24 protein-coding genes are annotated in these 25359 nt (G+C 53.8%); 13 read left to right on the top strand and 11 right to left on the bottom strand.

Annotated features, from left to right (window positions below; genetic code table 11):
• Positions 1-24: 24 nt before the first annotated feature.
• The 8 genes from BMW97_RS09185 to BMW97_RS09150 all read right to left on the bottom strand — a co-directional run bounded on the left by BMW97_RS09185 (position 25) and on the right by BMW97_RS09150 (position 8900).
• Entirely contained in the window at positions 25-1386 is a 1362-nt protein-coding gene (locus BMW97_RS09185; protein WP_045909780.1) for an MFS transporter, read from the bottom strand.
• Positions 1387-1535: 149 nt separating this feature from the next.
• The gene (cyoE, locus tag BMW97_RS09180) at positions 1536-2423 is read right to left on the bottom strand and encodes a heme o synthase (RefSeq protein ID WP_013095848.1); all 888 of its coding nucleotides are present in this window, start codon (positions 2421-2423) and stop codon (positions 1536-1538) included.
• 11 nt (positions 2424-2434) lie between these two features.
• Positions 2435-2761, bottom strand: a complete 327-nt coding sequence (locus tag BMW97_RS09175) for a cytochrome o ubiquinol oxidase subunit IV (RefSeq protein ID WP_006176899.1) — start codon at positions 2759-2761, stop codon at positions 2435-2437.
• Complete coding sequence (locus BMW97_RS09170) at positions 2761-3375, bottom strand: cytochrome o ubiquinol oxidase subunit III (RefSeq protein WP_008503324.1); 615 nt, start codon at positions 3373-3375, stop codon at positions 2761-2763. Before BMW97_RS09170 ends, BMW97_RS09175 begins: the two co-directional genes overlap by 1 nt.
• On the bottom strand, positions 3365-5356 hold the full coding sequence (gene cyoB / locus BMW97_RS09165) for a cytochrome o ubiquinol oxidase subunit I (RefSeq protein WP_014168864.1): 1992 nt from the start codon (positions 5354-5356) through the stop codon (positions 3365-3367). The genes BMW97_RS09170 and cyoB overlap by 11 nt, the downstream gene beginning before the upstream one ends.
• A 16-nt stretch (positions 5357-5372) precedes the next feature.
• Entirely contained in the window at positions 5373-6320 is a 948-nt protein-coding gene (gene cyoA / locus BMW97_RS09160; RefSeq protein WP_008503322.1) for a cytochrome o ubiquinol oxidase subunit II, read from the bottom strand.
• Between the two features lie 479 nt (positions 6321-6799).
• A complete protein-coding gene (gene ampG / locus BMW97_RS09155) occupies positions 6800-8275 on the bottom strand; it encodes a muropeptide MFS transporter AmpG (protein WP_090392651.1) in 1476 nt (491 codons plus the stop codon).
• Between the two features lie 46 nt (positions 8276-8321).
• Positions 8322-8900, bottom strand: a complete 579-nt coding sequence (locus BMW97_RS09150; RefSeq protein WP_045909873.1) for a lipoprotein — start codon at positions 8898-8900, stop codon at positions 8322-8324.
• Between the two features lie 305 nt (positions 8901-9205).
• On the opposite strand from BMW97_RS09150, the gene bolA reads away from it, so the two are divergent.
• The 11 genes from bolA to BMW97_RS09085 all read left to right on the top strand — a co-directional run bounded on the left by bolA (position 9206) and on the right by BMW97_RS09085 (position 20282).
• On the top strand, positions 9206-9523 hold the full coding sequence (gene bolA / locus BMW97_RS09145; protein ID WP_021241655.1) for a transcriptional regulator BolA: 318 nt from the start codon (positions 9206-9208) through the stop codon (positions 9521-9523).
• Between the two features lie 330 nt (positions 9524-9853).
• Complete coding sequence (gene tig, locus BMW97_RS09135) at positions 9854-11152, top strand: trigger factor (RefSeq protein ID WP_008503318.1); 1299 nt, start codon at positions 9854-9856, stop codon at positions 11150-11152.
• Between the two features lie 260 nt (positions 11153-11412).
• A complete protein-coding gene (gene clpP / locus BMW97_RS09130) occupies positions 11413-12036 on the top strand; it encodes an ATP-dependent Clp endopeptidase proteolytic subunit ClpP (protein WP_008503317.1) in 624 nt (207 codons plus the stop codon).
• A gap of 126 nt (positions 12037-12162) precedes the next feature.
• On the top strand, positions 12163-13437 hold the full coding sequence (gene clpX / locus BMW97_RS09125; protein WP_045909778.1) for an ATP-dependent protease ATP-binding subunit ClpX: 1275 nt from the start codon (positions 12163-12165) through the stop codon (positions 13435-13437).
• 182 nt (positions 13438-13619) lie between these two features.
• Positions 13620-15974, top strand: coding sequence for an endopeptidase La (gene lon / locus BMW97_RS09120; RefSeq protein ID WP_023334706.1), 2355 nt, complete (start codon positions 13620-13622; stop codon positions 15972-15974).
• A gap of 210 nt (positions 15975-16184) precedes the next feature.
• A complete protein-coding gene (gene hupB, locus BMW97_RS09115) occupies positions 16185-16457 on the top strand; it encodes a nucleoid-associated protein HU-beta (protein ID WP_002444653.1) in 273 nt (90 codons plus the stop codon).
• A 212-nt stretch (positions 16458-16669) separates the two neighbouring features.
• Positions 16670-18541, top strand: coding sequence for a peptidylprolyl isomerase (ppiD, locus tag BMW97_RS09110; protein WP_045909777.1), 1872 nt, complete (start codon positions 16670-16672; stop codon positions 18539-18541).
• 148 nt (positions 18542-18689) lie between these two features.
• Positions 18690-19070 carry a helix-hairpin-helix domain-containing protein gene (locus BMW97_RS09100; RefSeq protein ID WP_045909776.1) on the top strand — a complete coding sequence of 127 codons (381 nt, stop codon included), beginning with the start codon at positions 18690-18692 and terminating at the stop codon, positions 19068-19070.
• Positions 19071-19169: 99 nt separating this feature from the next.
• Positions 19170-19568 (top strand): YbgC/FadM family acyl-CoA thioesterase, encoded by a 399-nt coding sequence (locus BMW97_RS09095; RefSeq protein WP_090392649.1) that lies wholly within the window; start codon positions 19170-19172, stop codon positions 19566-19568.
• Positions 19569-19615: 47 nt separating this feature from the next.
• Complete coding sequence (locus tag BMW97_RS09090) at positions 19616-19981, top strand: type II toxin-antitoxin system RelE/ParE family toxin (protein WP_045909775.1); 366 nt, start codon at positions 19616-19618, stop codon at positions 19979-19981.
• Complete coding sequence (locus BMW97_RS09085; RefSeq protein ID WP_045909774.1) at positions 19953-20282, top strand: helix-turn-helix domain-containing transcriptional regulator; 330 nt, start codon at positions 19953-19955, stop codon at positions 20280-20282. The genes BMW97_RS09090 and BMW97_RS09085 overlap by 29 nt, the downstream gene beginning before the upstream one ends.
• Positions 20283-20284: 2 nt before the next feature.
• On the opposite strand, the gene queC is transcribed toward BMW97_RS09085, so the two are convergent.
• A complete protein-coding gene (gene queC, locus BMW97_RS09080) occupies positions 20285-20980 on the bottom strand; it encodes a 7-cyano-7-deazaguanine synthase QueC (RefSeq protein WP_045909773.1) in 696 nt (231 codons plus the stop codon).
• A 66-nt stretch (positions 20981-21046) separates the two neighbouring features.
• Positions 21047-22747, bottom strand: coding sequence for an SgrR family transcriptional regulator (locus tag BMW97_RS09075; protein WP_045909772.1), 1701 nt, complete (start codon positions 22745-22747; stop codon positions 21047-21049).
• A gap of 101 nt (positions 22748-22848) precedes the next feature.
• Between BMW97_RS09075 and cof the strand changes: the two genes are divergently transcribed.
• Positions 22849-23667, top strand: coding sequence for an HMP-PP phosphatase (cof, locus tag BMW97_RS09070; RefSeq protein ID WP_045909771.1), 819 nt, complete (start codon positions 22849-22851; stop codon positions 23665-23667).
• A gap of 41 nt (positions 23668-23708) precedes the next feature.
• On the opposite strand, the gene BMW97_RS09065 is transcribed toward cof, so the two are convergent.
• Positions 23709-24755, bottom strand: coding sequence for a PLP-dependent cysteine synthase family protein (locus BMW97_RS09065; RefSeq protein ID WP_045909770.1), 1047 nt, complete (start codon positions 24753-24755; stop codon positions 23709-23711).
• A 115-nt stretch (positions 24756-24870) separates the two neighbouring features.
• On the opposite strand from BMW97_RS09065, the gene BMW97_RS09060 reads away from it, so the two are divergent.
• Complete coding sequence (locus tag BMW97_RS09060) at positions 24871-25329, top strand: Lrp/AsnC family transcriptional regulator (protein WP_008503307.1); 459 nt, start codon at positions 24871-24873, stop codon at positions 25327-25329.
• Positions 25330-25359: the final 30 nt, after the last annotated feature.

Below are 25359 nucleotides of genomic sequence, written 5' to 3'. Positions count from 1 at the left end.
AGCCCGGTTTAACCGGGCTTTTTTTCACGCCTTGAGCGCCTGCTCGACCTCGAAGCGGTTGGTCACCTTGCTGTCAATTTTGACGTAAGCGCTGCGCTCTTCGGGAACAATCAGCACCTCTGTGACCCCGTCTTTAGCTTCCAGACGCTGTTTCAGCGCATCGCTCATCTCCACATCATCCGGAATTTCTACGCGCAGGCTGCTCACGTAGCGCGGCTCTTTCATGGTACCGGCGACCAGCAGCCAGACTGTCGCCAGCAGCGCCCCCGCGAGAAACACGGTTTGTGAATCAAAGAGTCCGTCCACCCAGCCGCCAAGCGAGCCGCCGATCGCCACGCCGAGGAACTGGCTGGTGGAGTAAATGCCCATTGCCGTGCCTTTGTAACCGGCGGGGGACTCTTTGCTGATCAGCGACGGGAGCAGGGCTTCCATCAGGTTAAATGCCAGGAAGAACAGCTGCACGCCGGCAATCAGCTCCCAGAAGTGCGGGCCAGCACCCCAGAGCACGATCTCGGCAATCAGCAGGACCGCCACGCAGCCCGCGAAGACGCGCTTCATTTTGCGCTTCACTTCAGCGTAGATGATGAACGGCACGACGGAGACAAACGAAATCAGCATCGTAACCAGATAGATTTTCCAGTGCTCAGCCGCCGGGAAACCCGCTGCGGCAAGCTGGCCGGGCAGGGCAACAAAGGTCGACATCAGCAGAATGTGCAGACACATAATGCCAAAATTCAGCTTAAGCAGGCGCGGCTCGACAATCACTTTGCTGAAGCAGCCTTTTACCATCCCCGACTCACGGTTGAGGACGTGGTTTTTGCTGTCCGGAACCACCCACAGGGTTAAGGCTATACCGATGGTTGCCAGCACGGCAATCATCCAGAACAGGGCGTGCAGGCCCAATGTGTGCGTAATGATGGGGCCCAGCACCATCGCAATCGCAAACGTCACGCCAAAGCTGACGCCGATAAATGCCATGGCTTTGGTGCGGTTCTGCTCGCGGGTTAAGTCTGACAGCAGCGCCATCACCGCGGCGGCAATCGCGCCGGAGCCCTGCAGAGCGCGGCCAAGAATAATCCCCCAGATGGAATGGGAGAGGGCGGCAATAACGCTCCCGAGCACAAAGACCAGCAGCCCGCCGACAATCAGCGGCTTGCGGCCCACCCGGTCAGAGAGCAGGCCAAACGGGATCTGGAACACCGCCTGCGCCAGACCATAAATGCCAATGGCGAGGCCAATCAGCGCCTCGCTGGCCCCCTGCAGCGCCATACCGTACGTGGTCAGAACAGGCAGGACCATAAACATGCCAAGCATCCGTAGCGAGAAGACAGTCCCTAAGCCCCAGGTCGCGCGTAGCTCGCCTGGCGTCATTTTATAATCGTTCATTACCACCTCAGTTCAAAAGCAGGCCATAGTGTAGTGCGGGGAAGGGGCGGGGTAAATAAAGGGTTATTTAACAAATATTACATGCGTTATTAATAGATTCGGTGAATAAAAAAGGGTGCCGAAGCACCCCTTTATTCACCTGTTGTGGCTTACCAGACGTAAGTCAGCAGGTTATGTGAATCCGGCACCATGAAGTCCACGGACATCATCACGGACAGTGAAGTAATGGCCACAATCGAGAACACAAACAGCTTGCGCGCCCAGACTTTGTCATCTTCCACTTTGTAACCGCGCAGCGCCATGCCGAGCCACCAGACGCTCACCGCAGCCGCTACCGCCAGATATTTGTATCCAGCGTAACCACCCAGAGAGAGCATCAGCGTTGCCACGGCAAAGGCGATGATGTACAGCGTGATGTGGTTCTTGGCAACGGAGATGCCTTTCACGACCGGCAGAACCGGGATGTTCGCTGCCTGATAATCCTTAAAGCGGAAAATCGCGATGGCATAGGAGTGCGGCATCTGCCACAGGCTAAAGATAGCCAGCAGGATCAGCGCACCGCTGTCGAACTCATTCGTGACCGCGCAGTAGCCAATCACCGGCGGCGCAGCGCCGGAGAGAGAACCAATCAGCGTGCCGTAGACGGAGTGACGCTTCATATACAGGCTGTAGACGCCCACATACACCACGAACCCCATCACCCCCAGCCAGCAGGCCAGCGGGTTAGCACCAAACCACAGCAGCATAAAGCCAGCAATACCCAGCAAGGTGGCGTACACCAGCGAGACGGAAGGGGCGATCAGGCCTTTCACCAGCACCCGATTTTTGGTCCTTTCCATCTTCTTGTCGATATCCATGTCGATGTAGTTGTTAAATACACAACCGGACGCAACAACCAGTGACACACCGACCAGCGTGTAGATAAAGAGGGTGTAATCAATGCTGCCTTTGGAGGCCAGCAGGAACCCTCCGATCACGGAGATCAGGTTGCCAAAGATGATGCCTGGTTTCGTTACTTGCAGGTATTGCTTAAACATACTCGCCGCTCTTAGTGAACCATCATGTTGTAGTTGAGGTTCCACATAATCCAGATGGAACCGACTACCAGGATAGCGATGATAATCACGGTAAAGATAAAGGCGGTCATGTTCCAGCCTTCATCGGACTTGGTGTTCATGTGCAGGAAGCAAACCAGATGCACCAGAATCTGAATCACCGCGGTCACCAGGATTGCACCCAGGATAACCGGCTTAGACGCAGAACCGCTCATCACCATCCAAAACGGGATCACCGTCAGGATGATCGACAGGATGAAACCTGTCATGTAGGTTTTTACGCTGCCGTGGGAAGCGCCATGATCGTTAGAATGACTCATTACATCGCCCCCATCAGATAGACAACAGAGAACACACAGATCCACACCACGTCCAGGAAGTGCCAGAACAGGCTCAGGCACAGGATACGGGTACGGTTAGTACTGGTCAGGCCGCGACGGGAGATCTGGAACATCAGTACTGCCATCCAGATCAGACCGGAGGTCACGTGCAGACCGTGGGTGCCGACCAGCGCGAAGAACGCGGACAGGAAGCCACTGCGATCCGGGCCGAAGCCTTCCATGATCAGGTGATGGAATTCATAGATTTCCATCCCGATAAATCCAGCACCAAACAGCCAGGTCAACGCCAGCCAGGACACAACCTGGCTCTTGTTGTTTTTGTACATGGCGATAGCCGCCATGCCGTAGGTGATGGAGCTGAATAACAGCAGTGCGGTTTCAACCAGAACGAACGGCAGTTCAAAGATGTCCTTGCCGGTCGGGCCGCCCGCTGTGCCGTTCACCAGAACGGCATAGGTCGCGAACAGACAGCAGAACAGAATGCAGTCGCTCATCAGGTAGATCCAGAAACCGAAGACTTTGGTCGGTCCTGTATCGTGGTGCGCATGCTCATGCGCGTGGGCAGTTGAGTGCGCCAGAGTATCAGTTGCCATTTTTCAGCCCCGCTTTAGAAATCTCGTCGAAATGCTGATTTTCCAGCTTCTCAACTTCACGGACTGGTACGTAGTAGTCCACGTCCTCGTCAAAGCTCTTCACAATCCAGCTGATTACGATGCCAGCGAAGCCAACAATCGCCATCCACCAGATGTGCCAGATCATTGCGAAACCAAATACCGTTGCGAAAGCGGCAATCACAATGCCCGCACCGCTGTTTTTCGGCATGTGGATCTCTTCGTAATGAGCAGGTTGCTTGTACGCTTCACCTTTTTCTTTCATTTCCCAGAATGCGTCGCGTTCATGAACCTGCGGCACGATGGCAAAGTTATAGAAAGGCGGTGGAGAAGAGGTCGCCCACTCCAGCGTACGGCCACCCCATGGGTCACCGGTCAGGTCACGGTTCTGGTCGCGGTCGCGAATAGACACGTAGAACTGAATCAGCTGAGATGCGATACCACAGGCAATCAGCACGGCACCGCCCGCTGCAACCATCAGCATTGGGTGGAACTGCGGATCGATCTGCTGGCTCAGACGACGGGTCATACCCATGAAGCCCAGCACGTACAGCGGCATAAATGCCACGAAGAAGCCGATGATCCAGAACCAGAACGCGCGTTTACCCCATTTCTCGTTCAGCGTGAAGCCGAACGCTTTTGGCCACCAGTAGGTTACGCCAGCGAAGCAGCCGAAGACCACGCCACCGATGATAACGTTATGGAAGTGCGCAATCAGGAACAGACTGTTGTGCAGAACGAAGTCAGCACCCGGTACCGCCAGCAGTACGCCGGTCATCCCACCTACGGAGAAGGTCACGATGAAGCCGATGGTCCACAGCATTGCTGAGTGGAACACGATACGGCCCTGGTACATGGTGAACAGCCAGTTGAAGATCTTCACCCCGGTCGGGATGGCGATAATCATGGTGGTAATACCGAAGAAGGCGTTTACGTTCGCGCCCGCACCCATGGTGAAGAAGTGGTGCAGCCAAACGATGAACGACAGAACGGTAATACACACGGTTGCCCACACCAGAGAGGTGTAACCAAACAGACGTTTACGCGAGAAGGTTGCTGCGATTTCGGAGAACACACCGAACACAGGCAGAACCAGGATGTACACTTCCGGGTGACCCCAGGCCCAAATCAGGTTGATGTACATCATCATGTTGCCACCCATATCGTTCGTGAAGAAATGGGTGCCCAGGTAGCGGTCCAGGGTCAGCAGCGCGATGGTGACGGTCAGGATTGGGAAGGAGGCAATAATCAGGATGTTGGCGCACAGAGATGCCCAGGTAAATACCGGCATCTTGAACATGGTCATGCCAGGGGCACGCATCTTGATAATGGTCACGAAGAAGTTGATACCGGTCAGGGTTGTACCGACACCGGAGAGCTGAAGCGCCCAAATCCAGTAGTCGACGCCAACGCCCGGACTGTACTCAATTCCTGACAGCGGTGGGTAAGCCAGCCAGCCGGTCTGCGCGAATTCGCCCACACCCAGTGACAGGTTAACCAAGATAACGCCGACAACCGTGAACCAGAAGCTCAGGTTGTTCAGGAACGGGAACGCCACGTCGCGCGCGCCGATTTGCAGCGGAACGACCACGTTCATCAGACCGATAACCAGCGGCATCGCCACGAAGAAGATCATGATAACGCCGTGGGCGGTAAAGATCTGATCGTAGTGGTGCGGTGGCAGGAAGCCGGCTTCACCCGCAGAGGCGAGTGCCTGCTGGCTACGCATCATGATTGCATCCGCAAAGCCACGAATTAACATGACGATACCGACGATGCAGTACATGATACCGAGTTTTTTGTGGTCAACCGAAGTCAGCCACTCGTTCCACAGGTAGCTCCACTTACCGAAGTAAGTGATTAAGGCCAGTAAGGCCGCGCCACCAATGATAATTGCAGCCACCGTAACCACGATAATCGGTTCATGGTAGGGCACTGCATCCAGTGTCAATTTTCCGAACATTTTCTTCCTCGGCCCCTTAGTGAGCGGTTTCCGCGTGGCTCATGTCCATGCCTTCCATACCTTCGTGCGCGCTGTGCTCGCCTTCAGGCTGGGTCATGTCCATGCTCTTGCCGTGATCCATAAATTTGCCAATCACATCTTTGAACAAATCGGGTTTCACGTTAGAGAAGTACTCCACCTTGTTGTATTCGCTAGGTGCAGCCACTTTTTCGAACGCCGCCATGTCAGACATGGTGTTTGGAGACTGCTTCGCTTTTTCAACCCACTGGTCGAAAGCGGCACGGTCTGGCGTTGCAATAGCTTTGAACTTCATACCTGAGAAGCCCGGGCCGCTATAGCTGGCGGAGATACCATCATAGGTGCCTGCTTCATTCGCGATCAGGTGCAGGTTAGTCTGCATGCCGGCCATCGCGTAAATCTGGCTACCCAGACGCGGGATGAAGAAGGAGTTCATTACGGAGTTGGAGGTCACTTTGAACTGAACCGGAGTGTTCGCCGGGAAGGCGATTTCATTCACGGTAGCAATACCCTGCTCTGGATAGATGAAGAACCATTTCCAGTCCATGGAGACCACTTCGATGGTAATAGGTTTTTCATCGTGAACCAGCGGCTTGCTCGGCTCAAGTGCGTGAGTGGTTTTCCAGGTCAGTACGGCAAGGAACAGGATGATCAGGATAGGTACCGTCCAGACCACAGCTTCCACTTTATTGGAGTGTGACCAGTTCGGGCTATACTTCGCATCTTTATTGCTCGCACGATACTTCCAGGCGAAACCAACAGCCATCAAAATGGCTGGAATAACCACAATCAACATCAGGCCAAAAGCCGTCAATATCAGTGAACGTTGTTCCAGTCCAATCTGTCCTTTGGGGTCTAGTAGTGCAGAATCACAGCCACTGAGTAATACAGTGCCTGCGAATAATGACAACCATCCCAAACTTTTATTGTATTTCCTGAGTCTCATTTAACGACCTCAATTCCACGGGAGTCTGGTGGCGTTTAAAGTGTGCGGGCATTTTACGGGAAGGTTACATTACTGTAAACATCATTAGGCCTGTGTCAGGAAGGTGTTACCGGGTTCTGCCGCACGTGTCACAAGTGTTGCAAATTATGTCGGTTTTTATGACCGAAGCCGCATGAGATGGGCTTTATAACGAAAGGACCCCCAAGCATACCCTAAAAGGGGCAATTGGTATAACCATTGTTAAAAACAAACAAAAAATTAACAATTAATTATCAATAAAAAGACATCTAAAAAACGAAAAATCAAACTATCACATGCTGAATCGTTTAATGAAAAATAGCGTTTTGGAACCGGAGCCAATAATTTCCAAATCCTATCCCGCACAAAACAACAAATATTTTTTTTCGTCGCTGGTGGCTATTTCACCGTTATAATTTCGGTTAGTGATTACAACGGGAAATAACCTTTCGTATTTTTCTTCAGGTCAGCTGCGTTTTACGCAACGCCATGAAATCGAGCAGACCCCCGGTCAGGATCCCAACGATGGCCAGCAGGGCACCGGCGTCCAGCAGAAGGGCCCCGAAGGGGAGTGCCAGAGACGTGCTGGCATTAATAATGAGCACCACAAGCCAGAGTGCCAGCGCAATGCTGCCCATCATTAACAGTCGTAACGCAAAACGGTAGGCGCGGTGATATTCGGTGCGCGGCATAAAGTGTTCGGTCCGCTGGGTATATTCCAGCGTCTGGCGACACACCAGCAGCAATAAAATCCCCGGCACGGCAGCCACGACCGAGAAGAGATAAAATGTTGGCCAACCGTGGGCTTCCACGAACCAGCCGGCAATTGGGCCTACATAAACGCGGCCTACGGCAGAGAGCGCCGAGAGCAGTGCGAACTGCGTAGCGGAAAATGACTTGTTGCACAGGGTCATCAGCAGGGCGACAAAGGCCGCTGTCCCCATACCGCCGCAGAGATTTTCAAAAAATACCGCCGCAGCCATGCTGATTGTATGTTTGTCGGTAATCGACAGCAGCCAATAGCCTGCGTTGGAGGCGCCTTGCAGAATGCCGAAGATCAGCAGCGCGCGGAACAGCGTCAGGCGCTGCATCAGCACGCCGCCATACAGTGCCCCGACAATGGTCGCAAACAGCCCCAGCGTTTTATTCACCACGCCTACTTCACCTGCATCAAAACCGACACCCCTGATCAGGAAGGTGGTGGTCAGGCTCATGGCAAAAGCATCGCCCAGCTTATAAAGGACGATAAGCAGCAGGATCAGCCAGGCGTTGTTGCGGCCAAAGAAGTCACGCAGCGGTTCGGCGACGGCCTGCTCCAGCGAGCGGGGAACCGGGATAACGTCACTCGGTTCGGGCGCCAATAGCGTCGCGATAATGCAGGGGATCAGCAGAGCAGCCATCAGCCAGTACATCCCCTGCCAGCCTAGGTAACGGTCTGCCAGCCACAGCGCCAGCCCGCCGGAGACCAGCATCCCGAGGCGATAGCCCAGCACGCTGATGGCCGCACCGGCACCGCGCTCTTCCGCTGGTAACACGTCCGTCTTCCAGGCGTCGAACACGATATCCTGAGAGGCGGAACAGAAGGCAATCACCACCGCAAGCGCGGCCATCCAGCGAAGCTGCGTGGCGGGTTCAAGAAAACCCATCGCCGCAATGGCCAGCAGCAGCAGGAGCTGCGTCATCACCAGCCAGCCGCGACGACGCCCGAGGAATGGCGGCGTGTAGCGATCCATGACCGGAGACCACAGAAACTTGAATACATAGGCCTGACCCACAAGCGAGAAGAAGCCAATGGTTTTCAGATCGATGTTCTCGACCGTCATCCACGCCTGAAGCGTGCCGGAGGTGAGCGCGAGGGGTAAACCCGAGGCAAAGCCGAGGATCAGCAGAATCTCTGATTTCGGTTGCTGGAAAATGCGTAAGTAATGGCTGGACATGTTCTTATAAAACTGACCCGGCGATAGACCGGGTCAGCGGGCAGGATTAACGCGCGTTCTGCTTGATGAAGTCGTGAATGCTGGTGTCCTGCGCCATGTCGGAAATGGTATCCGTCAGCACGCTGTTAACCGCATCAGCAATATTTTTATTCGATGCCTGGAACGCGCCTTCTACAGAGTAGCTCGCACGATAGTTCTTGGTCATCTTGTTACCGTTCTTCGCGGTCGCGATGATGGCGATATCCGCTTTGGTGGCGATGTTGTAGCGCACGTTGCCCTGAGACACATCAGCGTACAGGTTGTTCACGATGATCTGCAGATCCACCGCGCCGCTTGGGCCAACCATATAACCACGGGAGGTCATCTGTTTCTCCAGCACTTCCTGCAGCAGGAAGCGCAGGTCGCGGGAGGCGGTGAGCGTCACCTGCTGGTTATCGCGGGTCACTTTTGCCAGCGCCTGATCCTGACGCTGATCGGCGCCGTTAATGCTCACGGTGACGCCCATCAGGCTTGGATCCTGCTGAGGCAGGGTGATTTTCGGTGAGACATCAATGGTGGTCGGCGGGGTAGCGCAGCCTGCCAGCATAAAAAGGGCTACCAATGGAAAGAAGAATTTTTTTAACATTTTAAGGTTCTCACGAATCGTAAGCATAATAGAGAGAAAAATTGCCGCCATCATAACATCGCCAACGGTCAGGGGAAGTGGTCAACGCATGTAAATTCATCGTCTTGTCCGAAAACTGACCAGCTCACCCATTTTCTCCTTCCACGGATGACAAAAGGTATGAGCCTCACAGTGAACTTCATTCGTTTGAATGAGAAAATCAGACGAAAGCTAAATATTTGTTGTCAAGGTGTAATGGAAACGGTAAAAGCGGCTAACATTTAAAGGGATGGGTGACATCCTGGCGTTGTCGGAGGAGTAATTTCATGATGATACGTGAGCATATAGAAGATAAATTAAGGGCAGCGTTCAACCCTGTGTTCCTCGAAGTCGTCGACGAAAGCTATCGTCATAACGTACCGGCAGGTTCTGAAAGCCACTTTAAAGTGGTTCTGGTTAGCGATCGCTTCACGGGAGAACGTTTCCTGAACCGACATCGCTTGATCTACAGCACCTTGACGGAAGAGCTCTCCACGACCGTGCATGCGCTGGCACTGCATACCTACACCATTAAGGAATGGGAAGGCTTGCAGGATACGGTTTTCGCATCGCCGCCCTGTCGCGGTGCAGGCACTATCGCCTGATAAATCGGATTTGCAACGGCTGGAGCTTTTCCAGTATGTTGCTTACAGATTTCCTCAAAACGGCCTCCGGGCCGTTTTGTTTTGTCTGAGTTTTGAGCGGATGGTGCGATTTTAAGGCTAAAAATAGCCTTAAAGTGTGAAAAAAGCCGCAGCAACATGCCCCAACCGTTCTCGACTCACCTAAGTGATGCCGCTATAATGCCGCGTCTTATTGAATGTCTTCGGGATGATTCTGGCGACAGGGAATGTGAATCTGCACTAAGAGAGCATCCCGGTATAACAGACAGATTCAGAGTTGACCGAGCACTGTGATTTTTTTGAGGTAACAAGATGCAAGTTTCAGTTGAAACCACTCAAGGCCTTGGCCGCCGTGTAACGATTACTATCGCTGCTGACAGCATCGAAACTGCTGTGAAAAGCGAGCTGGTCAACGTAGCAAAAAAAGTACGTATTGACGGCTTCCGTAAGGGCAAAGTACCAATGAATGTTGTTGCTCAGCGTTATGGCGCTTCCGTGCGTCAGGATGTGCTGGGTGAACTGATGAGCCGCAACTTTATCGATGCGATCATCAAAGAAAAAATCAATCCGGCCGGTGCGCCAAACTACGTTCCAGGCGAATACAAACTGGGCGAAGACTTCACCTACTCCGTAGAGTTCGAAGTGTACCCGGAAGTTGAGCTGAAAGGTCTGGAATCTATCGAAGTTGAAAAACCGATTGTCTCCGTGACTGACGAAGACGTTGACGGCATGCTGGACACCCTGCGTAAGCAGCAGGCGAACTGGAAAGAGAAAGAAGGCGCTGTTGACGCGGAAGACCGTGTGACCATCGACTTCACCGGTTCTGTAGACGGCGAAGAGTTCGAAGGCGGCAAAGCGTCTGACTTCGTACTGGCAATGGGCCAGGGTCGTATGATCCCAGGCTTCGAAGACGGTATCAAAGGCCACAAAGCGGGCGAAGAGTTCACCATCGACGTGACCTTCCCTGAAGAGTACCACGCTGAAAACCTGAAGGGTAAAGCAGCGAAGTTCGTCATCAACCTGAAGAAAGTGGAAGAGCGCGAACTGCCAGAACTGACTGAAGAGTTCATCAAACGTTTCGGCGTGGAAGACGGTTCTGTTGCTGGCCTGCGTACCGAAGTGCGTAAAAACATGGAGCGCGAGCTGAACGGCGCTGTGCGCAACCGCGTGAAGTCTCAGGCGATCGAAGGTCTGGTGAAAGCCAACGAAATCGACGTTCCTGCTGCCCTGATCGACAGCGAAATCGACGTTCTGCGCCGTCAGGCTGCACAGCGTTTCGGTGGCAACCAGCAGCAAGCGATGGAACTGCCACGCGAGCTGTTCGAAGAGCAAGCGAAACGTCGCGTTGTGGTTGGCCTGCTGCTGGGCGAAGTGATTCGTACCCACGAGCTGAAAGCTGACGAAGAGCGTGTGAAAGGCCTGATCGAAGAGATGGCTTCTGCATACGAAGATCCATCAGAAGTGATCGAGTTCTACGGTAAGAACAAAGAGCTGATGGACAACATGCGCAACGTAGCCCTGGAAGAGCAGGCGGTTGAAGCGGTACTGGCGAAAGCGAAAGTGACCGAAAAAGCGACCTCTTTCAACGAACTGATGAACCAGCAGGCGTAATTTCGCCCCAACGGTTTAAAGTTTGAACAGAAAACCCGTTGCCTTGCGGCAGCGGGTTTTTTTTATCGCAGCCAGAGCCCAGGAAGAGTGCTAAAACGCCCTTTCGGTGTTAGCGTAACAACAAAAGGTTGTTATGCTTGAAATAGGGCACTGTGAACCCCATAAGTACGTAATCATGATGAATGAGACTGGCTGATAATCCGTCCGTAAGGTTACAATCAGTACAGCAGGTGTTTTCAATTTTGATCCAGGAGACGGAAATGTCATACAGTGGCGAACGAGATAACTTTGCACCCCATATGGCTCTGGTGCCAATGGTTATTGAACAGACCTCACGTGGTGAGCGTTCTTTTGATATCTATTCCCGTCTGCTCAAGGAACGCGTTATCTTTCTGACCGGCCAGGTGGAAGACCATATGGCTAACCTGATCGTGGCGCAGATGCTGTTTCTGGAAGCGGAAAACCCGGAAAAAGACATTTACCTGTACATTAACTCCCCGGGTGGCGTGATTACAGCAGGGATGTCCATTTATGACACCATGCAATTCATCAAACCGGATGTCAGCACGATCTGTATGGGTCAGGCAGCATCTATGGGCGCGTTCCTGTTAACCGCAGGGGCGAAGGGTAAGCGTTTCTGCTTGCCAAATTCCCGCGTGATGATTCACCAGCCGCTGGGCGGTTACCAGGGGCAGGCGACGGATATCGAAATCCACGCCCGCGAAATTCTGAAAGTAAAAGCGCGCATGAATGAACTTATGGCGCAGCATACGGGTCAACCTCTCGAGCAGATCGAGCGCGATACCGAGCGCGATCGCTTCCTCTCTGCTTCAGAGGCAGTTGAGTACGGCTTAGTCGACTCCGTGTTGACCCATCGTAATTGATGCCCGCGACGCGAGTGTGCCGCTATACTAAGGTAGGGCGGCACGCTGCTTGATGCAGCTTGCGTCTTAGAATGGCATTTGCGTCGTCATGTGCGGCACAAAGAACTTAAAAAGAGGTTTGGACTCATGACAGATAAACGCAAAGATGGTTCGGGCAAACTGCTGTACTGCTCTTTTTGCGGCAAAAGCCAGCATGAAGTGCGTAAACTGATTGCCGGGCCGTCCGTGTATATCTGCGACGAATGTGTCGATTTATGTAACGACATCATTCGCGAAGAGATTAAAGAAGTCGCACCGCACCGTGAGCGCAGCGCGCTGCCAACGCCGCATGAAATTCGTCATCATCTTGACGACTACGTCATCGGTCAGGAGCAGGCCAAGAAAGTGCTGGCGGTAGCGGTCTATAACCACTACAAACGCCTGCGTAACGGCGACACCAGCAATGGCGTGGAACTGGGTAAAAGCAACATTCTGCTGATCGGCCCAACCGGTTCCGGTAAAACGCTGCTGGCTGAAACCCTGGCGCGTCTGCTTGATGTTCCGTTCACCATGGCGGATGCCACCACCCTGACCGAGGCCGGTTATGTGGGTGAGGACGTCGAAAACATCATCCAGAAACTGCTGCAGAAGTGCGATTACGACGTACAGAAAGCCCAGCGCGGGATTGTTTACATCGATGAGATCGACAAGATCTCCCGTAAATCCGACAACCCGTCCATCACCCGTGACGTATCGGGTGAAGGCGTACAGCAGGCACTGCTGAAGCTGATCGAAGGTACGGTAGCCGCCGTTCCACCACAGGGTGGTCGTAAACATCCTCAGCAGGAGTTCCTGCAGGTTGATACCTCCAAGATCCTGTTCATCTGTGGCGGTGCGTTTGCCGGTCTGGATAAAGTCATCTCCCACCGTGTTGAAACCGGCTCTGGCATTGGTTTTGGCGCAACGGTGAAATCGACGGCTGAAAAACCGAACGAAGGCGAGCTGCTGTCTCAGGTTGAACCGGAAGATCTGATCAAATTCGGTCTGATCCCTGAGTTCATCGGTCGTCTGCCGGTTGTGGCAACGCTGAATGAGCTGAGTGAAGACGCGCTGATCCAGATCCTGAAAGAGCCAAAAAATGCGCTGACCAAGCAGTATCAGGCGCTGTTCAATCTGGAAGGCGTTGACCTGGAATTCCGCGACGAAGCGCTGGATGCCATTGCCAAAAAAGCGATGGTCCGTAAAACCGGTGCTCGTGGTCTGCGTTCTATCGTTGAAGCGGCACTGCTCGACACCATGTACGATCTGCCGTCGATGGAAGACGTTGAGAAAGTGGTGATTGACGAGTCCGTCATCAGCGGTCAAACCAAGCCGCTGCTGATTTACGGTAAACCGGAAGCCCAGCAGGCATCTGGCGAATAATTCACCAAATCATACAAGCAGTTAATCAAAAAGGGGGGATTTTATCTCCCCTTTACTTTTTCCGTATTCATAGCGTTGAATGTGTGGGAAACATCCCCATATACTGGATACATGTTAATGGTTATGTGAAGCACAGTGACATGACCAGCTTACCTGGCGGACACTAACTAAGAGAGAGCTCTATGAATCCTGAGCGTTCTGAACGCATTGAAATCCCCGTATTGCCGTTGCGCGATGTGGTGGTTTATCCGCACATGGTCATACCCTTATTTGTAGGGCGGGAAAAATCTATCCGTTGCCTCGAAGCCGCTATGGATCATGATAAAAAAATCATGCTGGTGGCGCAGAAAGAAGCATCAACGGATGAGCCGGGTGTAAACGATCTTTTCACCGTCGGGACCGTGGCCTCTATTTTGCAGATGCTGAAGCTGCCTGACGGCACCGTGAAGGTGCTGGTTGAAGGCCTGCAGCGTGCGCGTATTACCACTCTGTCAGACGACGGCGAACATTTCTCTGCCAAAGCAGAGTACCTTGATTCGCCTGAACTTGATGAGCGCGAGCAGGAAGTACTGGTTCGCACCGCGATTAGCCAGTTTGAAGGCTACATCAAGCTGAACAAGAAAATCCCACCAGAAGTGCTGACGTCGCTGAACAGCATCGACGATCCTGCACGTCTGGCGGACACCATCGCTGCACATATGCCGCTGAAGCTGGCTGACAAACAGTCTGTGCTGGAAATGTCCGACGTTAACGAACGTCTGGAATATCTGATGGCGATGATGGAGTCCGAAATCGATCTGCTGCAGGTTGAGAAGCGTATTCGCAACCGCGTGAAAAAGCAGATGGAAAAATCTCAGCGTGAGTACTATCTGAATGAGCAAATGAAGGCCATTCAGAAAGAACTGGGCGAGATGGACGATGCGCCGGACGAAAACGAAGCGCTGAAGCGTAAGATCGACGCGGCCAAGATGCCGAAAGAGGCGAAAGAGAAAGCCGAAGCCGAGCTGCAGAAGCTGAAAATGATGTCTCCAATGTCGGCTGAAGCGACCGTCGTACGCGGCTACATTGAGTGGATGGTGCAGGTTCCGTGGAACGCCCGCAGCAAGGTCAAAAAAGACCTGCGTCAGGCGCAGGAAATCCTCGATACCGACCACTACGGCCTGGAACGCGTGAAAGACCGCATTCTTGAGTACCTCGCGGTTCAAAGCCGTGTAAACAAAATCAAAGGCCCAATTCTGTGCCTGGTAGGACCGCCAGGGGTGGGTAAAACCTCTCTGGGTCAGTCCATCGCTAAAGCGACCGGACGTAAGTATATCCGTATGGCGCTGGGTGGCGTGCGCGATGAAGCGGAAATCCGCGGTCACCGCCGTACCTACATCGGTTCTATGCCGGGTAAATTGATCCAGAAGATGGCGAAAGTGGGCGTTAAAAACCCGCTGTTCCTGCTGGATGAGATCGACAAGATGTCGTCGGACATGCGTGGCGATCCAGCGTCTGCCCTGCTGGAAGTACTTGATCCAGAACAGAACGTGGCGTTCAGCGATCACTATCTGGAAGTGGACTACGACCTGAGCGACGTCATGTTCGTGGCGACGTCGAACTCCATGAACATTCCGGCTCCGCTGCTGGACCGTATGGAAGTGATCCGTCTCTCCGGTTACACCGAAGACGAGAAGCTGAACATTGCTAAACAGCACCTGCTGCCGAAACAGATTGAGCGTAACGCGCTTAAAGCCAACGAGCTGACCGTCGAGGACAGCGCGATTATTGGCATCATTCGCTACTACACCCGTGAAGCGGGCGTGCGTAGCCTTGAGCGTGAAATCTCTAAACTGTGCCGTAAGGCGGTGAAACAGTTGCTGCTGGATAAGAGCCTGAAACACATTGTGATTAACGGCGATAATCTGCATGCCTATCTCGGTGTTCAGCGCTTCGACTACGGTCGCGCGGATAACGAAAACCGCGTTGGCCAGGTGACCGGTCTGGCATGGACGGAAGTGGGCGGCGATCTGCTGACCATCGAAACCGCCTGTGTACCGGGTAAAGGCAAACTGACCTACACCGGCTCGCTGGGTGAAGTGATGCAGGAGTCCATTCAGGCGGCGCTGACCGTGGTGCGCGCGCGCGCGGAGAAACTGGGGATCAACCCTGATTTCTACGAAAAACGCGACATCCACGTGCACGTACCTGAAGGGGCGACGCCGAAAGATGGTCCAAGCGCGGGTATTGCCATGTGTACCGCTCTGGTTTCTTGCCTGACAGGGAACCCGGTGCGTGCCGATGTGGCGATGACCGGTGAGATTACGCTGCGTGGCCAGGTTCTGCCGATTGGCGGCTTAAAAGAAAAACTGCTGGCGGCACACCGCGGTGGGATCAAAACCGTATTGATCCCTTACGAAAATAAACGCGATCTGGAAGAGATTCCGGACAACGTGATTGCCGACCTGCAGATTCATCCTGTTAAGCGAATTGAGGAAGTTCTTAGTCTCGCATTGCAGAATGAACCGTCAGGAATGCAGGTTGTAACCGCAAAATAGTGACCTCGCGCAAAGAGCGTCAATAAAAACAAGGCTGGTAAGTCATTTCGCACTTGCCAGCCTTTTTTTGTATAGCTAATTTAGATTGCTGATTAGGTCAGCCATCAACAACGGGTGTTGTAAGGTCATGGCAGGCCTGATATAACTGCTGCGCGGTCGCGTTGTGAAGGATTCAGGCGCGATATAAATTATAAAGAGAGGAAGAGAACAGTGAATAAATCTCAACTGATTGACAAAATTGCTGCTGGTGCTGATATTTCTAAAGCTGCAGCTGGACGTGCGTTAGATGCATTAATTGCTTCTGTTACTGAATCTCTGCAGGCTGGGGACGACGTTGCACTGGTAGGCTTCGGTACTTTTGCTGTTAAAGAGCGTGCTGCCCGTACTGGCCGCAACCCTCAGACCGGTAAAGAGATCACCATTGCTGCCGCTAAAGTGCCGGGTTTCCGTGCAGGTAAAGCGCTGAAAGACGCAGTAAACTGATTGCTTTCCCGTTTCAGGGAAGCCGGATAGTACAAGGGCGCATCGTTTGATGTGCCTTTTTTGTTTGTCCAGACCTGATTTGTGCGAGTTTATGCGAGTTGTGGGCTGACAATCGCCCCGTTTTCTTGTCACAATACGACTTTACGCGCGACGGGCAGGATTTTCCGTCAGCGTCAGGTAACCAGTCACCTACAGCGGAGTGTTGTTACACCATGATGGACAGCTTACGCACGGCTGCTAACAGTCTCGTGCTCAAGATTATTTTCGGTATCATTATCGTGTCGTTCATATTGACCGGCGTGAGCAGTTACCTTATTGGCGGTGGCGCGAACTATGCCGCAAAAGTGAATGGCCAGGAGATCAGCCGCGGTCAGTTCGAGAATGCTTTTGCCGGTGAACGTAACCGTATGCAGCAACAGCTGGGCGACCAATTCTCTGAACTGGCAGCGAACGAAGGGTACATGAAAACCCTGCGCCAACAGACTCTGAACCGTCTTATCGACGAAGCGCTGCTGGATCAGTATGCCAAAAAACTGGGCCTTGGCATCAGCGATGAGCAGGTGAAAAAAGCCATTTTCTCCACGCAAGCCTTCCAGTCTAACGGTAAATTCGACAACGCGCGTTACAACAGCATCGTTAACCAGATGGGGATGACGGCCGATCAGTACGCGCAGGCTCTGCGTAACCAGCTGACCACTCAGCAGCTCATCAATGCCGTTGTCGGCACTGATTTCATGCTCAAAGGTGAAACGGATGAACTGGCCGCGCTGGTAGCACAGCAGCGCGTTGTACGTGAAGCGACCATTGATGTGAACGCCCTTGCCGCGAAACAGCAGGTGAGCGACGCTGACGTTAACGCTTATTACGAGCAGAACAAGAATACCTTTGTTTCTCCAGAGCAGTTCCGTGTGAGCTACATCAAGCTGGATGCTGCCGCGCTGCAGGAAACCGCGTCTGACGCGGAAATCCAGTCTTACTATGACCAGCATCAGGATCAGTTCACACAGCCGCAGCGTAACCGCTACAGCGTGATTCAGACCAAAACCGAGGCGGATGCCAAAGCGGTACTGGATGAGCTGAACAAAGGCGCTGATTTCGCGACCGTCGCGAAAGCGAAATCCACCGACATTATCTCTGCGAAAAACGGCGGCGATATGGGCTGGCTGGAAGACGCGACCACGCCGGACGAGCTGAAAAATGCCGGCCTGAAAGAGAAAGGCCAACTGTCTGGCGTCATTAAATCTTCCGTGGGCTTCCTGGTCGTGCGTCTGGACGACATCACCGCGGCGAAAACCAAGCCGCTGGCTGAGGTTCGCGACGATATCGCGGCGAAAGTGAAACAGGAAAAAGCGCTGGATGCCTACTATGCACTGCAGCAGAAGGTGAGCGATGCTGCCAGCAACGACAACGAATCTCTGGCGGGTGCCGAGCAGGCGGCTGGGGTGAAAGCGGTTGAGACGGGCTGGTTTGGCCGTGACAACCTGCCGGAAGAGCTGAACTTCAAACCGGTTTCAGATGCCATCTTCAACGGTGGTCTGGTCGGCGAGAACGGCACGCCGGGCAGTAACTCTGACATCATTACCGTTGATGGCGATCGTGCGTTTGTGCTGCGCGTCAGCGAGCACAAGCCAGAAGCGGTCAAACCGCTGGCGGAAGTGAAGGATCAGGTCGTCGCTCAGGTTAAGCACAACAAAGCGGAACAGCAGGCGAAGCTGGATGCTGAGAAGATTCTGGCCGATCTGAAAGCGGGTAAAGAGGATGCGCTGAAAGCGGCTGGCCTGAGCTTCGGTGAGGCGAAAACGCTGAGCCGTACCGGTCAGGATCCAATCAGCCAGGCCGCGTTTGGCCTGACTCTGCCTGCGAAGGACAAGCCAAGCTTCGGTACTACCACCGATGCGCAGGGTAACGTCGTTCTGCTGGCGCTGGATGAAGTGAAAGCCGGTACCTTGCCAGACGCGCAGAAGAAGGCGATGGTCCAGGGGATTACCCAGAACAATGCTCAGATTGCCTTCGAAGCCATGATGAGCAACCTGCGTAAAGATGCCAAAATTAAGCTGGGCGACATCATCACTCAGCAGCAATAATTACGTATCTGCTCGCAGATTTTCGTAACGCTCTGCAATAACTAAAGGCCGCTTTCGCGGCCTTTTCCATTTCTGCACTCTGCTGTTTGTGCCGGTTTTCTCGGGCGGCTATCGTGACGGGGCTGTCAACAAACAAGGAGATAACAGCATGAAATGTGGAATCAAAGCACTGTTAATTACGCTGGCTATTGCCACCACCGGGATGAGCGCGGGGGCGCTGGCGGCGACGCCTGCCGCCAAACAACAGACGACACAGAGCAAATCCGACGCAGCGATGCCGGCGCAAGGGCAGACTAAAGCGACCGAAGCCGGTAAAAATGCGGACGATGATGGTACGCGGGTCAGCATCAATTCAGCCTCTGCCGAGGATCTCGCCCGTGTGATGAATGGCGTCGGACTGAAAAAAGCGCAGGCTATCGTCAGCTATCGTGAAGAGTATGGTCCTTTCAAAACGGTCGACGATCTCAAACAGGTTCCGGGCATGGGGAGCGCGCTGGTTGAGCGCAACCTCTCACACCTGACGTTGTAATCACGCAATTTCTTGCACTGCGGCAAAAATTTGCCAGGATAAAGAGGTCATACCAGTTATGACCTCTCATCCTACAATAACAGTAAAGGCTATTGCGCTATGCAGACAAAAATTAAAGTACGCGGTTTTCACCTCGACGTTTACCAGCATGTGAACAATGCCCGCTACCTGGAGTTTCTTGAGGAAGCGCGCTGGGACGGGCTGGAAAACAGCGAAAGCTTTCAGTGGCTGACCGCGCACAACATCGCGTTCGTGGTCGTCAATATCAACATCAACTACCGTCGTCCGGCCGTGCTGGGCGATGTACTCACGGTGGCCAGCCAGGTGCAGCAGATCAATGGCAAAAGCGGCGTGTTAAGCCAGGTGGTGACGCTCGATCCCGAAGGGCAGGTGGTCGCTGATGCGCTGATTACTTTTGTCTGTATCGATCTGAAAACGCAGAAAGCGCTGCCGCTGGAAGGGGAATTGCGCGAAAAGCTGGAGCTGATGATCGCGTAGGAATTTGTCTTTTATAAAAGACAAAAAGGTTTTTCAGGGATAGAATAATGGACAGGGACTACGTTGTTGAACGTTACCGGACCCGTGACGGGAAAGTGCCGTTTGAGGAGTGGGTAGCAAAGATAAAGCGAAAGGATCCGGAGTTAGCGTTTCGGATCCTTCTGCGAATTGACCGTGCTGAGAAAGGGAATTTCGGCGATTACCGATACCTTAGAGAGGGTATCTGGGAATTGAAGATTGATTGTGGTCCCGGCTATCGAATCTATTTTGCGCTTCAACATCGGAAGATCCTGTTGTTGCTGATCGGCGGTGACAAAAAGAGTCAAAAGACTGATGTGAAACTGGCAATAGATTACTGGAGAGAACATCAAAAGGATAAACCGGATGAGCAAGAGCCAACGAAAATTTTCTAGTTCCGTCAGCCATGATGAAGCCGTCGTAAAAATGCTTCGCGAAAACCCTTCCTACGCCCAACTCTATCTGCAGGTTGCGTTGGATGAGATTTATGAGGAACAGGGGATCCCAGCATACTTAATCGCGCTAAGACGTGTCATCGAATCCCGCGGCGGCATAGGTACAATCGCTGCCAAAGCAGGCCTGTCTCGTCAGCAGCTATACCGAACCTTATCAGACAACGGCAACCCAACGCTGACAACGCTGATGAAAGTCACCCGTGCTGCCGGCGTGAAACTGTTCGACAGCACGGTTAAGTAGCCCTATTTTAGCCCAGTTTTTTTCTGCATAGCGGCCATCACGCCGGCTTTATCGGCCAGATAGTGATTTAGCCCATTCGCGCGCAGATTACAGGCGGCGCACTGGCCGCAACCGTCGCCTTTGATGCCGTTATAGCAGGTGAGGGTTTCGCTGCGAACCAGGTCCAGCTTGCCCCAGTAGTCCGCCAGCGCCCAGGTTTCGGCTTTATCCAGCCACATCAGCGGGGTTTCAAAGCGCGTCTCTTTCGCCATCCCCAGATTGACGGCGTGGTTTAACGCCTTCACGAACTCATCACGACAGTCCGGGTAGCCGGAGAAATCTGTTTCACACACGCCCGTGATCACCGCTTCGGCTTTCACCTGGTAGGCGTAGATCGCCGTCAGGGTCAGGAAGAGGATATTACGGCCCGGCACGAAGGTATTCGGAATGCCGCTGGCATCGGGTTCGTAGTCCGGGACGGGAATACTGTCCCGCGTGAGGCTACTCACGGCCAGTTCATTTAACAGCGTAACGTCCAGCACCTTGTGCGCGCGTGCCCTCAGTTTCAGGGCCAGTTCACGGGCAACGTCGATCTCAGCGCGATGACGCTGACCATAATCGAAAGTCACACAGTGAACTTCATCGTACTGATGAAGAGCCTGAACCAGGCAGGTAGTAGAATCTTGTCCTCCGCTGAACACGACGACGGCACGTTTCATAAATCATCTCGACTGTTACGGTAAAAACGTTATGTTACCGTCTGACCACGACGGCGACCAGCTTCTTCACGCTTTGGGGGCGGGCAGCCAGGCTTCGGTAAAGTCAAACCAGCCGCGAGTGTTGAGGCGTATGCCGTTGACACCCGGCGGGGCGCTGATCTGGTATTGATAATTGAACAGTGGGGTGATCACCGCCTTTTCCATGAGTCCGGAGAAAATGGCCCTGAGCCCGGCATGTCTGGCCTGCTCATCGGACTGAGTCTGTACCGCATCCAGCGTGGCCTGCAGATGAGCATATTGCGGCGCGCTCAGCAGGTGTGGCCAGAGGGCATCACAGCGTAACCACTGCTCAAGCGTATATTCCGGCGCTTCGCCAATCAGCCTGTCACCCATCATGAGATCCGCATCCGCCAGTTGCTGGCATCCGTCCCAGGTTTTTGCGTCGTGAAAGATAACCGTTAGCTCGCAGCCCTGCTGTGCAAGGTACTGTTTTAGCTGACGCGCCATCGTGTGCAACTCAACCGGCAAATGGTAAATCAGGGTTAAGGTCTCCGGTAGGGGGACATGTGCCAGATCCGACCACTGAGGGATCGCCCATCCGGGCAGTAATTCCTCTGTTGGGGTAATCAGCCCCTCGTTAAGCGGTAGCGTATGCAGAAGCGATGAGAGATGAATGATGTTGATGAGCCGTCGTGCCTGCATTTCACTCAGCCGCGGGCTTTGCTTCAGGGTGAGATAGCAAAAGCCAAGACTGGTACTGTTCGTCACCAGGCGCAGGCTTTCAAGTTCATCCGGCTCGCCAATGGCGATCTGCACCGGATGGCGACAGCTGGTACCCAGCCCATAGTCAAACAGCGTCGGTGTGATCCAATATTCGATAGCCTTAAGCAGCGGGTGGCTGAGATGGTACTGCTCGTGGCTTTCCAGACGGACAAGATCGGGCTCATATACGCTTAGCCTGAAGGGGCCGCAGCCCGTCATGGGCTGTTCGGGATGTGCAAGCCGGCTACAGTAGGTGGCCAGGCGGTGTGCCAGCCAGTAGTCCGGCTGGTGCAGCGTGAACGTCAGACACTGAGGGTGGGTGACGTCAATGCGCAGGACGCTCTGGAACAGTTTCCGCAGGGCGGGTAAGGCAAAAAGCGCATTCAGGCTTTGCTGAAGCTGTCCGGTTTCGACCTTATCGCCGTTATGCCAGTGTAAGGTGGAACGAATATAAAAATGCCAGCGCAAACCGTCCGCCGACACCTCCCAGTGATGGGCAAGGTCGCCAGTCGGTTCACTGCTGTTGCCGTGAAAGCGCGTCAGTCCGGAAAAGATCTGTCCTGCCAGATGCTGTTCCGCCCGACCGGGTAAGAAACCCGGATGAAGCGGATCCAGCGAGCGGTAATAGGGGATGCGCAGCGTTGGCGTATCGTTTTGCCACTGCCCGCCTAAAAAGGGATGCAGCAATGATCGCAATGCGTCGGGGGCGAGCTGGGCCAGCTCAAGCACGTTGTGCTGTTCTCCCCGCCTCAGCGCCTCCTCCATCATGGTATTGCGCAGAGATTCAGGCGCGACATGGAACGTCAGTTCACCCCGTTTACCGCGGCCAGACTGCGCTCGCCAGCTCAGCCAGCCCGCCTCCTGTGCCTGACGCAGCAGCGTTCGGACATGCCGCTCGCTGCAAAAACAGCGGGCGGCCAGCTCGCTGATGGTGACCTGTTGCGTTGCACCCTCGGAAGGCTGCCAGAGCCGGTGATACTGATTAAGTCGATTGAGCTGGCGCATGCTAAACCCGGAACAATAATTATCATCTTTTCACTATTACTTCCGTATATCTCACACGATACTGTTGCACAAGTTAACCGCATCACATTTCGGGAGTAATCATGGCTCGGCTCGCTGCATTTGATATGGACGGTACGCTGTTAATGCCGGATCACCGTTTAGGGGAGAAAACCCTGAACACGCTGAAGCGTCTGCACGAGCGTAATGTCACCCTGACGTTTGCCACTGGCCGCCATGTGCTGGAGATGCGCCACCTGCTGGGCGCGTTTTCCCTCGACGCCTTTCTGATCACCGGCAACGGGACGCGAATTCATTCTGTAGAAGGTGATGTGCTGCACCGACAGGATCTCAATCCGGAAGTGGCGGACATCGTGCTGCACAGTACCTGGGACACGCAGGCCAGCATCCACGTCTTCAACGATCGGGGCTGGTTTACCGGAAGCGACATCCCGGAATTATTGCACGCGCATGTGTATAGCGGTTTTACATATCAGCTTATCGATCTGCGTCGGATCCCCGCCCATGCGGTGACCAAGATCTGCTTCTGCGGCGATCACGACGATCTCTGTCGCTTACGGATTCAACTGAATGAGGCGCTGGGTGACCGGGCACACCTGACCTTCTCGGCGGTGGATTGCCTGGAAGTGCTGCCGGTGGGCTGTAACAAAGGTTCCGCTCTGGCGGTGCTGAGCGACCACCTGGGATTAACGCTGCAGGAGTGTATGGCGTTCGGCGACGCCATGAACGACCGCGAAATGCTGGGTAGCGTAGGTCGCGGTCTGATCATGGGGAATGCGATGGCGCAGCTGAAAGCAGAACTTCCCCATCTGCCGGTTATTGGTCACTGCCGTAATGAAGCGGTGTCCCATTTTTTGACGCATTGGCTGGACAATAACAACCTCCCCTATTCCCCCGAATAGTGAGACCCTTCCAGCAAGCCAGACTTCGGTCTGGCTTTTTTTTATTTCAGCAGCTGCGCAATCTGCGCTTTCCAGGGGGCGATATCACCGATGTTGGCCTGTACCCACTCCGCATTGTAGTAGGTCTCGAGATAACGCTCGCCGCTGTCGCACAGCAGCGTGACGATGGAACCGCTGCGGCCCGCTTCGCGCATGCGTTCGGCAAGCTGCAGCGCGCCCCACATATTGGTGCCCGTCGAGGCACCCACTTTGCGGCCCAGTTGCGTCTCCAGCCAGTGAGCAGTGGCCACGCTGGCGGCATCCGGCACGCGCATCATCTCGTCCACCACGTCGGGGATGAAAGAGGGCTCGACGCGCGGACGGCCAATGCCTTCAATTTTGCTGCCTACCGGGCTGCGCAGGTCGGCATCGCGGTTTTGCCAGTAGTCAAGGAACACGGAGTTCTGCGGGTCAACCACCATCAGCTGGGTATCGTAGCCCTGACAGCGGATGTAGCGTCCGATCGTGGCTGACGTGCCGCCGGTACCGGCGCTCATGACAATGTAGGACGGAACCGGATGCGGTTCGTGGGTCATCTGGCGGAAGATACTGTCAGCAATGTTGTTATTCCCGCGCCAGTCTGTCGCGCGCTCGGCGAAGGTGAACTGGTCCATATAGTGGCCGTTCAGCTCACGGGCCAGCGTTTCGGAGGCGGCGTAGATTTCGCAGGCGCTTTCCACAAAGTGGCAGCGACCGCCGTAAAATTCGATCTGCTCGATTTTGCGTTTTGCGGTGCAGGAGGGCATCACCGCGATAAACGGCAGACCCAGCAGGCGGGCGAAATAGGCTTCGGATACCGCCGTTGAACCGGAAGAGGATTCAATAATGGTGGTACCCTCTTTAATCCAGCCGTTACATAAACCGTATAAAAACAGCGAGCGCGCCAGGCGATGCTTCAGGCTGCCGGTAGGATGGGTGCTTTCATCTTTCAGATAGAGCTGAATGCCGTCAAATCCCGGCAGGGAAAGGCGAATCAGATGCGTATCCGCCGAGCGCTGATAGTCGGCATTGATTTCGCTGATCGCATGTTTAACCCAGGTGCTATTCATCGTCGTTATCCGTTTGTCATTTTGTGCCTAGCATAGCGAAAAGCACAGAAAAAATTGTTGCTATCTGGCCTTTAAAATAGAATGAAGGGAGAAAAATTTTCTCTGTGAGGTGGGTATGCTAGATAAAATTGACCGCAAGCTCCTTTCATTGCTGCAAAGTGACTGTACCCTCTCTTTGCAGGCGCTGGCAGATGCCGTTAATCTGACCACCACCCCGTGCTGGAAGCGTCTTAAGAAGCTGGAAGATGACGGCATTCTTCTGGGGCGCGTCGCGCTGTTAGATCCTGAAAAACTGGGGCTTGGGTTGACGGCTTTTGTGCTGATAAAAACCCAGCATCACAGCAGCGAGTGGTATTGCCGCTTCGTCACCCAGGTGTCTGAGATGCCCGAAGTGCTCGGTTTCTGGCGCATGGCCGGCGAGTACGATTACCTGATGCGCGTCCAGGTGGCCGACATGAAGCGCTATGATGACTTCTACAAGCGGCTGGTGAACAGCGTGCCGGGGTTATCGGACGTCACCTCAAGCTTCGCCATGGAACAGATTAAATACACCACAGCATTACCTATTGAATAACTTCGTAAAATACCTTCAGGAACAAACCGC

The sequence above is a fragment of the Enterobacter sp. NFIX58 genome, assembly GCF_900110475.1.
GTDB classification, from domain to species: domain Bacteria; phylum Pseudomonadota; class Gammaproteobacteria; order Enterobacterales; family Enterobacteriaceae; genus Enterobacter; species Enterobacter quasiroggenkampii.
Note: the sequence above shows the minus strand (reverse complement) of the source record. Positions and strands in the feature narration are given on the sequence as shown.

Excerpts from the sequence above, each read along its gene's own strand:
- cyoE (WP_013095848.1), bottom strand. The coding sequence starts at position 2,423 with ATGTTTAAGCAATACCTGCAAGTAACGAAACCAGGCATCATCTTTGGC.
- cyoB (WP_014168864.1), bottom strand. The coding sequence starts at position 5,356 with ATGTTCGGAAAATTGACACTGGATGCAGTGCCCTACCATGAACCGATT.
- tig (WP_008503318.1), top strand. The coding sequence starts at position 9,854 with ATGCAAGTTTCAGTTGAAACCACTCAAGGCCTTGGCCGCCGTGTAACG.
- BMW97_RS09150 (WP_045909873.1), bottom strand. The coding sequence starts at position 8,900 with ATGTTAAAAAAATTCTTCTTTCCATTGGTAGCCCTTTTTATGCTGGCA.
- BMW97_RS09060 (WP_008503307.1), top strand. The coding sequence starts at position 24,871 with ATGCTAGATAAAATTGACCGCAAGCTCCTTTCATTGCTGCAAAGTGAC.
- lon (WP_023334706.1), top strand. The coding sequence starts at position 13,620 with ATGAATCCTGAGCGTTCTGAACGCATTGAAATCCCCGTATTGCCGTTG.
- bolA (WP_021241655.1), top strand. The coding sequence starts at position 9,206 with ATGATGATACGTGAGCATATAGAAGATAAATTAAGGGCAGCGTTCAAC.
- ampG (WP_090392651.1), bottom strand. The coding sequence starts at position 8,275 with ATGTCCAGCCATTACTTACGCATTTTCCAGCAACCGAAATCAGAGATT.
- BMW97_RS09170 (WP_008503324.1), bottom strand. The coding sequence starts at position 3,375 with ATGGCAACTGATACTCTGGCGCACTCAACTGCCCACGCGCATGAGCAT.
- BMW97_RS09090 (WP_045909775.1), top strand. The coding sequence starts at position 19,616 with ATGGACAGGGACTACGTTGTTGAACGTTACCGGACCCGTGACGGGAAA.
- BMW97_RS09100 (WP_045909776.1), top strand. The coding sequence starts at position 18,690 with ATGAAATGTGGAATCAAAGCACTGTTAATTACGCTGGCTATTGCCACC.
- cof (WP_045909771.1), top strand. The coding sequence starts at position 22,849 with ATGGCTCGGCTCGCTGCATTTGATATGGACGGTACGCTGTTAATGCCG.
- BMW97_RS09085 (WP_045909774.1), top strand. The coding sequence starts at position 19,953 with ATGAGCAAGAGCCAACGAAAATTTTCTAGTTCCGTCAGCCATGATGAA.
- BMW97_RS09075 (WP_045909772.1), bottom strand. The coding sequence starts at position 22,747 with ATGCGCCAGCTCAATCGACTTAATCAGTATCACCGGCTCTGGCAGCCT.
- ppiD (WP_045909777.1), top strand. The coding sequence starts at position 16,670 with ATGATGGACAGCTTACGCACGGCTGCTAACAGTCTCGTGCTCAAGATT.
- BMW97_RS09095 (WP_090392649.1), top strand. The coding sequence starts at position 19,170 with ATGCAGACAAAAATTAAAGTACGCGGTTTTCACCTCGACGTTTACCAG.
- queC (WP_045909773.1), bottom strand. The coding sequence starts at position 20,980 with ATGAAACGTGCCGTCGTCGTGTTCAGCGGAGGACAAGATTCTACTACC.
- cyoA (WP_008503322.1), bottom strand. The coding sequence starts at position 6,320 with ATGAGACTCAGGAAATACAATAAAAGTTTGGGATGGTTGTCATTATTC.
- BMW97_RS09185 (WP_045909780.1), bottom strand. The coding sequence starts at position 1,386 with ATGAACGATTATAAAATGACGCCAGGCGAGCTACGCGCGACCTGGGGC.
- clpX (WP_045909778.1), top strand. The coding sequence starts at position 12,163 with ATGACAGATAAACGCAAAGATGGTTCGGGCAAACTGCTGTACTGCTCT.
- BMW97_RS09065 (WP_045909770.1), bottom strand. The coding sequence starts at position 24,755 with ATGAATAGCACCTGGGTTAAACATGCGATCAGCGAAATCAATGCCGAC.
- clpP (WP_008503317.1), top strand. The coding sequence starts at position 11,413 with ATGTCATACAGTGGCGAACGAGATAACTTTGCACCCCATATGGCTCTG.
- BMW97_RS09175 (WP_006176899.1), bottom strand. The coding sequence starts at position 2,761 with ATGAGTCATTCTAACGATCATGGCGCTTCCCACGGCAGCGTAAAAACC.